This window comes from Micromonospora purpureochromogenes (genome assembly GCF_900091515.1).
Classification (GTDB): Bacteria; Actinomycetota; Actinomycetes; order Mycobacteriales; family Micromonosporaceae; genus Micromonospora; species Micromonospora purpureochromogenes.
This window is the reverse complement of sequence record NZ_LT607410.1, coordinates 3,634,899-3,647,024: the sequence shown is the minus strand read 5'-3', so window position 1 is coordinate 3,647,024 and position 12,126 is coordinate 3,634,899. Positions and strand designations below refer to the sequence as shown.

Annotated in this window: 8 protein-coding genes; 5 read left to right on the top strand and 3 right to left on the bottom strand. The window is 73.1% G+C overall.

The annotated features are described in order from the left end of the window. Window position 1: 1 nt before the first annotated feature. Window positions 2–2,014: an elongation factor G gene (locus tag GA0074696_RS16795; protein WP_088961973.1), complete on the bottom strand. Its 2,013-nt coding sequence runs from the start codon at window positions 2,012–2,014 to the stop codon at window positions 2–4. A 261-nt stretch (window positions 2,015–2,275) separates the two neighbouring features. On the opposite strand from GA0074696_RS16795, the gene GA0074696_RS16790 reads away from it, so the two are divergent. From GA0074696_RS16790 to GA0074696_RS31405, 4 genes are all read left to right on the top strand, one after another. Continuing rightward, window positions 2,276–3,523: a hypothetical protein gene (locus GA0074696_RS16790; protein WP_088961972.1), complete on the top strand. Its 1,248-nt coding sequence runs from the start codon at window positions 2,276–2,278 to the stop codon at window positions 3,521–3,523. A gap of 189 nt (window positions 3,524–3,712) precedes the next feature. Beyond that, window positions 3,713–4,354, top strand: a complete 642-nt coding sequence (locus tag GA0074696_RS16785; protein ID WP_088961971.1) for a hypothetical protein — start codon at window positions 3,713–3,715, stop codon at window positions 4,352–4,354. A 64-nt stretch (window positions 4,355–4,418) separates the two neighbouring features. Then, the gene (locus GA0074696_RS31880) at window positions 4,419–5,636 is read left to right on the top strand and encodes a M23 family metallopeptidase (protein WP_231925039.1); all 1,218 of its coding nucleotides are present in this window, start codon (window positions 4,419–4,421) and stop codon (window positions 5,634–5,636) included. Between the two features lie 18 nt (window positions 5,637–5,654). After that, window positions 5,655–5,855 (top strand): hypothetical protein, encoded by a 201-nt coding sequence (locus tag GA0074696_RS31405; protein WP_088961970.1) that lies wholly within the window; start codon window positions 5,655–5,657, stop codon window positions 5,853–5,855. 4 nt (window positions 5,856–5,859) lie between these two features. Here GA0074696_RS31405 and GA0074696_RS16770 read toward each other — a convergent pair whose 3' ends face one another. Further along, on the bottom strand, window positions 5,860–7,692 hold the full coding sequence (locus tag GA0074696_RS16770; protein ID WP_088961969.1) for an AMP-dependent synthetase/ligase: 1,833 nt from the start codon (window positions 7,690–7,692) through the stop codon (window positions 5,860–5,862). A 926-nt stretch (window positions 7,693–8,618) separates the two neighbouring features. Here GA0074696_RS16770 and GA0074696_RS16765 point away from each other — a divergent pair. After that, window positions 8,619–10,859, top strand: a complete 2,241-nt coding sequence (locus GA0074696_RS16765; RefSeq protein ID WP_231925038.1) for a transglycosylase domain-containing protein — start codon at window positions 8,619–8,621, stop codon at window positions 10,857–10,859. Window positions 10,860–10,982: 123 nt separating this feature from the next. Here the strand turns inward: GA0074696_RS16765 and GA0074696_RS16760 are convergent, their stop codons facing one another. After that, entirely contained in the window at window positions 10,983–12,113 is a 1,131-nt protein-coding gene (locus GA0074696_RS16760) for a DUF4236 domain-containing protein (RefSeq protein WP_088961968.1), read from the bottom strand. Window positions 12,114–12,126 lie beyond the last annotated feature (13 nt).

Genomic DNA, 12,126 nt, shown 5'->3' with positions numbered 1-12,126 from the left:
GTCACCGCTCGCCCCGCCGCGCGGTCACCCGGCGGGCGACGGCCAGCAGGTACTCCTTGCGGTCGGTCGGGTCGTGGTCGGTGCGGGGGCGGGTGGGCGGCTCGCCGTGGACCGGCCGGTGGTGGTCGAAGGTCGACTCGAAGATCCCCTCACCGCGGGTCAGCGTGGGCAGCCGCTGCTGCACGGCGTGCACCCGCCGCGCCGGGACGTCGCCCTCGACCACGTACGACGAGCCCCGCGTCCGCGTCGCGTGGGGCACCGCGTCCAGCCTGGCCAGCACGGGCAGGACGGCGCTGAGCGCGTCGCCCGGGATCTCCAGCCGGAACCGGTGCATCGGCTCCTGGACCCGGGTGCCGGCGCCCCGCAGCGCCTCGATGAGCACCAGCGGGGTGAGGTTGCGGAAGTCCCCGGCGGTGCTGGACATGCTCTTGTCGAAGGTGCCGTGCGAATGGCTCTGCCGGGCCCAGTAGCCCGCGTGGGTCATCGTCACCTCGCAGTCGAGGACCTGCCAGCCGCGCAGTCCCTGGCGCAGCGCCGCCCGGACGGTCTCCTCGACGGCGGTGAAGAAGGCGGGCGGCATCGAGCCGAGTTCGACGCCGAGCCGGAAACGGAACCCGCTGCCGGTCGCCGTGGGTGCCACGCGCAGACCCACGGTGGCCAGGAACGGGTTGGGCGCCACCCCGATCAGCTCGACCGCCGCTCCGGTGCCGACCAGCCGTTCCACGTAGACCGTCGTCGTCTCCCGGAAGCCGACCGCCACGCCGTACTCCTCGGCGAGCGTCGCCTGGATGACCTCCTTCTGGACCTCGCCGTAGAGGGAGACGGTGATCTCCCGCCGGACCTCGTCCAGCCGAACGTTGATCAACGGGTCCTGCTCGGCGAGCTGGCTGAGCGCGGCGTGCAGGGCGCCCCGATCCGCCTCCCGCTCGGGGACGACGACGGTCTCGAGGGTGGGCAGGGCGAAGTGGCGGCCGCCGGTGGATCTGGTGCGCCGCGCCACCCCGACCGGGTCGCCGATCCGGACGTCGCCGAGGCCGCGCAGCAGCGCGATCCGGCCGGCGCCGACGGCCACGTCGCGGACGGTCGCGCCGCGGTCGAAGACCTCGATCCCGGTGACCGTGGCGAGGCGTCCCGCACCGACGGGCAGCCGGTCCCGCACCCGTACGGTGCCACCGAACAGCCGGACGTAGGCGATCCGCTCGCCCGAGGGGCCCCGCTGCACCTTGAACACGGTGCCGGAGGCCGGGCCGTCGGCGCCGTCCTCGGCCACCGGCAACAGCTCGGTGAGGCCGGCGATCAGGGGCGCCACGCCCGCGCCGGTGATCGCGGAGCCGGCGAACACCGGGTGGACCAGCGCCTGCCGGGTCTGCGCCGCGAGGGCCTGGCGCAGCCGCCGTCCGGTCAGTCGCCGCTCGTCCTCGACGTACTCGCTCAGCAGCGCGTCGTCGTGTGCGGTGAGCAGGTCGAGCAGCCGCCGGGTGAAGCCCGGGTCGGTGTCGGGGTGGGGTACGCAGCGGGCTGCCGGCGTACCCGCGCCGTGCACCGCGCCCGTCGCCACCACGGCGGGGGTGAGCCGGGCGGCGAGGTCGCGCAGCACCCGGTCGGGATCGGCACCGGCCCGGTCGATCTTGTTGATGAAGATCAGGGTCGGCAGGCGCAGCCGCTGGAGCGTGCGCATCAGCACCCGGGTCTGGGCCTGCACGCCCTCGACGGCGGAGACCACGAGCACCACACCGTCGAGCAGGTCGAGGACCCGTTCCACCTCGGCGATGAAGTCGGGGTGGCCGGGGGTGTCGATGAGGTTGACCGTGACGCCGTCGACGACGAAGGAGGCCACCGCGGATCGGATGGTGATGCCGCGTTGCCGTTCCAGGGCCATCGAGTCGGTCCGGGTGGTGCCGTCGTCCACGCTGCCCAGGTCGTCGATGACGCCGACGGCGTGCAGCAGGCGTTCGGTCAGGCTGGTCTTGCCGGCGTCAACATGCGCGAGGATGCCGATGTTCAAGGTCTTCACGAAGCGTCATGTCCTTCGGGTGAATGATCATTCCCAGGCGGTTGGACATGAACGCAGCGCGCATCGCTGATCCTCTACGGTCGGTTGCGGTGACCCACCCAGTCGACCAGCGCCTCCGCCGACCGGCAACCGAATAACACCGCCGACCCCGACCCCGGGCCGGCGCGGGCGGACCGCGGGCCAAATCTCTCCTTTCGGAGCTAAAGGTACGCATCGATCCCCGGCGCGTGTCCTGGCGCGGCGGGAGTGGTTGTACCCGACGTGACGGCACACTCACCCAGCACCATCCTGGCTCGGGCCGCGACGCCCCGATGGCGGGTCACCTGGGCGGTCCGCGAGAACGCGCGCCGGCGGCACGCGTTCGACAGCGCGACCGCGGCCTGGCACCGGCGCAACGACCACCTGGTCCGGCTGCGGATCGAGGCCGCCGGCTTCCACGGGTACGCGCACCCGCGGGACAGCCTGCCGATGGAGCTGGGCCGCGACGAGGTCGTCTACCGGGTGCTGCCGACCGCGGAGCTGGCCGAGGCCGGGGCGCGACACATCGTCGGACTGCCCGCGCCGGAGCTGACCGTCACCGCGCCGGGCACCCACCCGACCTGGCGCGGGCTGCCGACGGGCCTACGGGTCGTCGACGCGGGGATGGCCGTCGTCACCAACCACCGGGTCGTCTTCTCCGGCGGCGCGAGCTGCCGGGAGTGGACGTACGCGGACATGGTGGGGCCGGCGCACCACCCCGACGTCCCACTGACCCTGCTGCACACCGCCGACGGAAGTCCGCTCGCCGGGCTGCGCGTACCGGCCAACGCCACCGTGAACTTCCGCTTCTACCTCACCCTCGCCTTCGCCACCGCCACCGGGCAGCGAGCCGCCGTCGCCGCGCAGGTCGACGCCCTGCTGGCCGGGCACCGGCAGACGCGGCCGACGCCACCGGCACCGGCCGACCCAGCCCAGGCCCCGCTGACCGCGGTACGCCCCGACCGCCCGGCGGTCGCCGCCGCCGTCGTCACGCTGGCGTTCGCGACGCTGACCGCCGGCACGTCCCCGACCGAGCGGGCCGGCCCGACCTACCGGGCGGCTCTCGGGGCCAGCGGCACCGCCGGCACCGACGCGCCGGCCGCCGAGCGCGGCACCGCCCCGAGCACCCCCGCCACGCCCGAAGCCCCGGACAGCGGTCCGGCCCCCGCGCCGACCGGCCCGGCGACAACGATGCCCACCGACGCCGGCGCTCCCTGGCTGGTGGGACCGATGCCGCGCCGACCCGGGACGAGCGTGGCCGCCGCCGCAGCAGCAGGGGACGCGCCGACCGACCGAGTTCCCGGCCCCGCCCCGACCGCCGTGCCGGCCCCGAGCACGACACCGCCCTCGCCCACGACGCCGCCACCGACCACCGCTCCCAGCCCGACCACCGCGCCACCGACGCCCGCGGCCCCCATGCTCGACCTCTGCCTCGAACCCCTGCGGCTGCCGCTGGCGCGGCGGCTGCTCTGCCCACCGACCGGTCGCTGAGCGGGCGGGAACCGCGTCCGCGTCGCCCGTCGACCGGCATCCACCACCGGCCGGCAACGCCGGGCTACGGGGGCGCATCCGCCGCCAGGGGGACGACCTCCGCGCGCTCGCGGGCCGGGGCGACCGGCGCGGACGCCGGCCCTGATCGCCGGCTCAGCGCCCGCAGTCGCGTCGGCCTACAGTGTGCCCATGTGGGAGTCGTTCGCCGCGCCGGCGGTGGGCCTGATGGCCGCCATGGCAGCGGCCGTTCCGACGCCGCCGTCGTCGGTGGACGCCGCACCGGTGTTGACGTCGACCCCGTTCGGCGCCCTGCCCGGGCAACAGGTCACCCACACCGTCACGATCTCCGGCAGCGGCACCCTCACCACGGCGCGGATCACGTTCACCACGACGATCGACCTCGACGGTGTCACCGCCCGGGCCGAGCCGGGCCGGTGCGCGGCGTCCCCGCGTACCGTCGTCTGTGACCTCGGTGACCTGCGCCTGGGCCCCGCCGGGGCGGCGCCGCGGATCACGATCTCCGGGCGGGTCCGCCCGGGTGCGCCGTCGGGCACGGTGGTCCGCAACCGGGTCGGTGTCACCTCGGTGGAGACCACCGCGACGGGCGCCCGGACCACCAGCAACGCCTACCTGCTCCCGGGGTCGACGGCCGCGCCCACCGATCCGCCGCTGCGATCGACGGCCCTGGCGGCCGAGGTCCCGCCGCCCGGACGGTCGATGCGGGTGCCCGCCGTCGCGGCGGTGGTGGCCGGCGCGGTCGCGGCGGCGGCGCTGCTGGCCCGTCGGCGGCTGCGGCGGCGTCCGAATCCGCCGCCCGCCGATCCGCTGTAACGACCAGGCACCCGGATCCGATGTAGCAGGGGGACGGGACAGGGGCCGGCGGCAGGAGTACGGCATGGAGCAACGCTGGTGGAGGCGGGCCACGCTGGCGACCGTCGCCGGGGCCGCCACGCTGATGATGACGGCCCTCTGCCTGGAGGCCGGAGCGGCGCGCGCCGGGGCGCAGAGCGCGGCGCAGGGACCACTGCCCCTGCCGACCCTGCTGCCCCTGCCGAGCCCGTCGCTTTCCGTGTCGCTGCCGCCGATAGAACCGCCGAAGGTGACGCTGCCGCCCCTGAAGCCGCCCCCGGTCAGGCTGCCGACCCGCCCGCCGGCCACCGCGTCGCCCGGGCCGACGGCGCCGCCCGCGACCACCCCGCCGACCGGCGGCACGCCACCGCAGGCGGGCGTCCCGGGCCCGCCGGGCAGCGGCCGGTCCATGGTGGACCGGGGATCGGCCCCCGCGCTCATCGCCGAGGATCCCGGCGCCGACCTCTACCCGCAGCCGCCGGTGGACGCGGCCGGCACGCCACAGGCACGCCAGGTCGCCGCGCTCGGCGACGTCCAGCACCGGATCCAGTACCTGGAGAACACCCTCGCCCGGACCCGCGCCGACCTCGCCACGGTGCGGCGGGCACCGGATCCGGTGCTGCACCTGCTGACCACCCTGACCGGCGGGGAGGCGGACGCGGCCTCCCCGTTGACCGTGGCGGACTCCGCGGACGTCGTGGACACCCCCACCGGCCGCGCCGTCGCGCTCTCCGGCGCGATCACCGCCGGCCAGGGTGAACTCGTCCGCCGCCGGCAGGAGGAGACGCGGCTCCGGCAGGAAATCGACCGTCGGGTACGCGCCCTGCCCGCCGTGGCGGCGCCGGCCCGCACCGTCGCCACGGTGGGTCGCGGCCGGCTCGGCCGACCACTGGCGGGCCGACTCACCAGCCGGTTCGGCACCCGATTCGACCCGTACTACCGGGTCTGGCAGTTGCACCCCGGTGTGGATCTCGCCGCCCCGACCGGCACCCCAATCCTGGCGGCCGCCGACGGCCGCGTCTTGCGGGTCGGCTGGTACGGCGGCTACGGCAACTACACCTGCATAACGCACGGCAGGGCGGACGGGCAGCGACTGTCCACCTGCTACGGCCACCAGTCTCGACTGCTGGTGTCGCCCGGCCAGCGGGTCCGCGCCGGCCAGGTGATCGGACTGGTCGGGTCGACCGGCGCCTCCACCGGCCCGCACCTGCACTTCGAGGTACGTCTCGGCGGCCGTCCGGTCGACCCATTGCCCTGGCTCTGAGCCGGGCCCGTCCAACCGGTGGGACGGGCGCGATCACGCGTCGACCCGGCGTTCCCCATCCGGCCGGACCGGGCGGGTCGGCTCGAACTGCACGGCACGATGCACCAGGTGGCCTGCACCGGCTGCGGCGCGCGCACGCCCAGCGAGCAGACCCTGGCCCGGGTGGCGGCCGGCGACGGGGATCCCGGGCCGGTCGCCTCGCTGCGCTCGGCGGCCTGATGGGTCAGTGGCCGCGGTAGAGCGCCTCGATGTCGGCGGCGTAGCGCTCCTGGACCACCTCGCGTTTGACCTTCAGGGTGGGGGTGAGCTCCCCGTCGGCTTCGGTGAGGTCGCGGGGCAGGATCCGGAATTGCTTGACCTGTTCCGCCTTGGACACCGTCTGGTTGGCGTGGTCGACCGCGGTCTCGATCTCCTGGCGCAGCTCGGGGTCGTCCCGCAGGTCGGCCACGTCGGCGTCCGGGTGGCCGTGGGCGGCCCGCCACCGCTGCCACGCCGGTGGGTCGATGGTGACCAGGGCGGTCACGTACGGGCGGTCGTTGCCGACGAGCATGCACTGGCCGACCAGCGGGTGCGCGCGGACCTGCTCCTCGATCGGAGCGGGGGCGAGATTCTTCCCCGCCGCCGTCACGATGATCTCCTTGATCCGGCCGGTGATGCGCAGGTAGCCGTCGGGATCGAGGCTGCCGAGGTCACCGGTGCGCAACCAGCCGTCGTCAGTGAGGGTCGCCCGGGTGGCGTCGGGGTTGTTCCAGTAACCGGAGAAGACCATCTCGCCGCGGACGAGGACCTCCCCGCCCTCGGCGATGCGGATCTCCACGCCGGGCAGCGGGCGGCCGACGGTGCCGATCCGCATCGCCGAGGGCACGTTCGCCGTCACCGCCGGAGCCGTCTCGGTCAGCCCGTACCCCTCCAGGACGGTGATGCCGGCGCCGCGGAAGAAGTGCGCCAGCCGTTGTTCCAGCGGCGCGCCGCCGACCATCGCCAGCCGGCACCGTCCGCCGAGGGCGGCGCGCAACGTCCGGTACGCCAGCACGTCACACCCGGCCCGCGCCAGCCGCAGCAGGATGTTCGGACCTCGCTCGGTGTCCAGGGCGCGGCTGTATCGCACGGCGACGGCGTCCGCGATGGCGAACAGCCGTCGCCGGTGGCTGTCCTCGGCGCGCCGTTTGGCCCTGGCGTACATCTTCTCCAACACCCGCGGCACCGCGAGGATGAACGTCGGGCGGCACTTGCGCAGCTGCTCGAAGACCCTGCCCGGGTCGGCGCTGTGCACCATCGTGGCGCGGGTGCGCACCACACCCACCTGGACCAGTCGGGCGAACACGTGCGCCAGCGGCAGGAACAACACCGTCGACGCGCCCGGATGCAACAGCTCCGGCAGCACCGAGGTCGCGTTGGTGACGTCGCAGTAGATGTTGCGGTGGGTCAACGCGCAGCCCTTCGGCCGGCCGGTCGTGCCGCTGGTGTAGACGATCGTGGCCAGGTCCCCGCCCGACACCGCCCGCCGCCGCTCCTCGACCTGCCCGTCGTCGACGGTGCGGCCCTGCCCGGCAAGGGCGATCAGCCCACCGCCGTCGATCTGCCACGTCTGGCCCAGCGCCGGCAGGTCGTCGCGCATGCCGGCCAGCATCACGTCGTGCGCCGCGGTCTCCACCACACACCCCACCGCACCCGAGTCCGCCAGGATCCACCCCAACTGCTCGGCGCTGGAGGTCTCGTAGACGGGAACGGTGACCGCGCCGACGGACCAGAGGGCGTAGTCGACGAGGGTCCACTCGTAGCGGGTGCGGCTCATCAGAGCGACCCGGTCGCCGTGCCCGACACCGGCGGCGATGAACCCGCGCGCGAGGGTGAGCACGTCGTCGCGGAACTGCTCGCACGTCACCGGCAGCGCCCGGCCCTGCACGGACCGGCGCGCCGGCCACGACCGGGAAACCGGATCCGGACGGACGAACTGCACCACGTCGGGCACCTGTCGGGCGTTGTCCCACACCATCTCGGCCAGGTTGGGCACCGGTGCGCCGGTGACCACCGGCTCGACCGATACGTCCTGCACGACCACTCCTCCGCTCGCCGTACCGCCGTCCGGACGGCACCCGGTCATCATGACCTGACCAGCAGGTCAACCGGCCGTGAACGGGAGAACTTGCGCCCCGCCTGGACATGGGAAAACGGCGAACCGGGATTTGCTCATGCCGGACGGGCACACCTGGGTCAAAGCTCCGGAGCGGCAGCTGCATCGGCAGGGTGCTTCAGTCCGCGACTGTCGCCCCTCATAACGGTTGACGTAAAGAAAGGCGATCGCGCCGGAGCAGGATCGCCCAGATGCACGTTTCGCCCTCATGGCGTTGGACTATGCAGAGAGTGTCAGTGCCAATACATTCGTTCGCGTCAGTCAAGGGACGCGATCTGACGGATGCGTCGCCGGACGTCTCGTTACGTTTTCGTCGCCTGACCGTGGCGAAACCCCGACCCTCAGTCACGCTTCCGCGGGGACGGCCGCCCGGCAATCCAGGAAGCGGCGAGTGGGGGAAACGCCTTGGCGCACCGAGCCCGATCCCGCCGACCTGCCGGTAAGGTCGCCCTGCAGGTCTGGATTCCGGCTACTGATGTCGTCGTCAGGGAGGTTCAGCGGTACGACAAGCCCCTGGACATCGCGTGGACAGCCCGAGCCGATCAGGGTTGTGCGTCGAAACCGATCTGCCGAATAGGTGCACATAGCTTGGTAGGAAAAAGTCAGGGTGGGGGTGCATATGCTACGCGGTTGGCAGAGGGCCACCGGGGCTGACCGAGGTCTGAGCCCGTCCGACCGGCGGCACCGGGCACAACGCGGGCTGGTCAAGATTCGGCGGACCGGCCGGAGGGTAGTGGGTGCGGGTGCCTCCCACCGGTAACGACGACAGCGCTGCCCCCGTACCCGGATCGACCGGTGCCCGGCCGGCGCGGAAACGTCGGCGCAAGCGCCTCCTGATCGTCCTGGCCGTGCTCGCGCTGCTCGCCGGCTGCGGTCTCACCGCCGGGGCGTACTACGTCGACAGCGTGCCCACGCCCAGCGACCTGGAGTTGCCGGAGTCGACCACGGTCTACTTCGCCGACGGTCGCACGCCGATGGCGAAACTCGGCACGGAGAACCGCACGATCGTGCCGTACCCGGAGATGAACGACGCCGCCAAGCAGGCGATCGTGGCGACCGAGGACCGCACGTTCTGGACCAACGAGGGCATCGACTTCAGCGGGGTGCTGCGCGCCGCCTGGTCGAACGTCACCGGCGGCCAGCGCCAGGGCGCGTCGACGATCACCCAGCAGTACGCCCGGGTGGCCGCCGACCTCAAGGGCGTCTCCTACTCGCGCAAGCTCCGTGAGGCGGTGATCGCGTGGAAGCTCGACGACAAGTACAGCAAGGAGGAGATCCTCGGCTTCTACCTGAACACCGTGCCGTTCGGGCGGGGCTCGTACGGCATCGAGGCGGCCGCACAGGCGTACTTCGGCAAGACGGTGCGCCGTGACGCGCCGGCGGCGAACCAGCTGACCACGGCGGAGGCGATGGTGCTCTGCGCGATGGTGAAGCAGCCGGAGGCCGACCCGGACGACCCCGAGGGCCACCCCGGCTACGATCCGCAGCGCAGCCCGCTGGCGCGGCAGAACTCGATCGACCGGTGGAACTACATCCGCGACGGCATGGTGAAGCTGGGCTACCTGTCGGCGGACGAGGCGGCCAACCTGGCGTACCCGGACACGGTGAAGCCGCTCGATCCCGCCGCCGGCCGGTCCAACCTCGACCGGCCGACCGGCCTGGTGGTCAACCACGTGCTCAGCGAGCTGCGGCAGACCGAGCCGTTCCAGGGCAAGCCCGCCGACTACATCCGCAACGGCGGCTTCAAGATCGTCACCACCATCGACAAGCGGGTCCAGGACGCCGCCGACGCCGCCGCCGACCTCCGGCGCGACACCGCCCCCGAGGCGGTCCGCGGGCAGCCGAAGAACTGGCAGGCCGCGCTCGTGGCGGTGGAACCCGGCACCGGCCGGGTGCTCGGCTACCACGGCGGCAGCGACGGCTCCGGCGCCGACTACGCCGGCTGGTACCAGGACGAGAACGGCGAGGCCCGCGGCTTCGGCCAGCACCCGCCGGGGTCGTCGTTCAAGGTGTACGACCTGGCCACCGCCGTCCAGGAGAAGATCTCGGTGAAGCAGCACTTCGACTCGCCGGAGATCAAGGAGTTCCCCGCCTCCGGCCGGACCAAGGGCAGCCCCGCCGGCCCGATCCGCAACGCCGAGCGGGCACCGTGCCAGCCGGACTGCGCGCTGTGGGAGGCCACCGTCGCCTCGCTCAACGTCACCTACTTCGCACTCACCGAGCAGCTCGGCACCGCGAAGGTGATCGACATGGCCACCAAGGCCGGGGTCGACTCGATGTGGGCCAACGAGAAGGGCAACCCGCGGCCGAAGCGGATCGAACTGCGCGGCCACTCGGGTGAGGAGCTGGCGCCGCACTTCTCCACCGAGGTCGGCATCGGCCAGTACGGCATCACCGTGCAGGACCACGCCAACGGGATGGCGACCTTCGCCGCCGGCGGGAAGCGGGCCGACGCGCACTTCGTCCGCTCGGTCACCAAGGGCGACGAGAAGATCCTCGAAGAACAGCTGGTGCAGACCGACATCGGGCTCGACCGGGAGGCGATCAACCAGCTCGACTGGACGCTGAGCCGGGTGAAGGCCGCGAAGCTCGACAACGGCTGGGATTCCGCCGGCAAGACCGGCACCTGGCAGGCCGGGACGAGCACGACCCAGAACGTGCACACCTGGATGGTCGGCTACACGGGCGCGCTGGCCGCCGCGGTCTGGCTCGGCACCGTCGACGGCAAGCCGCTGAGGACCTCCGACGGCGGCTACGACGTCTACGGGTCCACCGGCCCCGGCCCGATCTGGCGGCAGTTCATGGAACAGGCCACGGCCGCACTCAAACTGGACCCGGACAAGTACCGGTTCCAGGAGCCGACGTTCCCGGACGACACCCCGTCGCCCACCGCCCCGGCGACGCCGAAACCGACCTCGGCGCAGCCGACGCCGACGGTGACCCGGCCGACCTGCGAACCGGGCACGTGCGTCACCGCGAGCCCGACCGGGAAGCCGACGCCGACGCCGACCGGATCGCCCAAGCCGAGCCCGTCGCGCAGCCCGAAGCCGTCGCGGAGCGCGGAGCCGTCGCTGACCCCGGCGGGGTGACGGCACCAGCCGCCGCCCGGCACAGCCCCCGACAGGCCGGGCGGCGGCGGACCCGACGGACATGCTGGGCTAACGCGGGTTGATCATCTGCCGGGCCAGGATCGCCGAGGCCGGCCGTGGCACCTACTCGGCTCCGGTGAGTTCGGCGAGGTCGACGGCGCTGATGAGTTCGGCGAGTGCGGGTTCGGCGTCGAGGTTGAGTGGTTGCAGTTCCCCGGTGCGGGGCCGCAGGTTCAGCAGCAGTTCACTGCTGGTGTCGGTGACGACGGTGGCGGCGTCGGCCGCGTCCCAGCGCACTCCTGCCAACGCCTTGCCGTCGATTTTGGCAGCAAGCAGGCACGACATCCGGGGCCGCCCGTAGCTGTCCGTGCCGTCGTGCCGGAGCACCGCGACCCGGGCAGAGCGGAGGCCGGGTGCAACGGCGAAGGCTTCCCGGATCGTGACGAGGACCTGCCCGCACGCGAACAGTTTGTAATAGGCGGCGCGATCGCGCTGGGGCAGCTTGCGCAGCGACAGGTTGCCGGCCTGGGTGGTGGTGGGCATGCGCTCGGGCACGACCTGATCGATGCTCGGCACCAGCACGGCGAGGGAGACCTCCCCGTCGGCGACGCCGACAGCGGCGCTTGGGGCCTCGTTGTCCTCGAACGCTTCCTCCAACGTTTCCAGGACCACCTCGGCGGCATTGGTGCACAGTTGGTGCCAGCGCTGGTCGAGGTACTGCTGCCAGGCGGCCTGCTGCTCGCAGCGGGTCGCCCACTGCCGTTGCACCTCGGCCTCTGCCCACCGCAAGGCCTGGTGCTTGGCCTGGGCCCGTCTGGCGCGTTCGAACAAGCCGATGCCGGCCAGGGCGTGCTGCTCGTAGTGCTGGTAGATGCTGGCGCGATCGGGGGCCGCCGGTTGCGGCGCGACCGGTCGGGTGGCGACGGGGAAGTCGACCCGGTGCAGGTCGAGGATGCGCAGGAATGCCTGCGCCAGGTGCCGCGCCTCCTCGGCCCGCTGTGCCTGCACCGCCTGCCGCTGCTGGATGGCCACCTGCCGCTGGTACGCCGCTGCCGACGGGCGGCGACCGGAACGGCTGCCGCCCCGACCACCACCCAGGGAGGTGTAGAAACCGACGGGTCCGACGGCGCTGGAGAACCCTGCGCCCCCGGCCCCGACGTGCACTCGGGCGGCGCGCGGACCCAGGCTGGTCCGGATGCCTCTCGACGAGGCGCGGATGCGCACGCCGGGCGCCAGCTTGATCGAGAAGCCCATACCTGACCGTAGA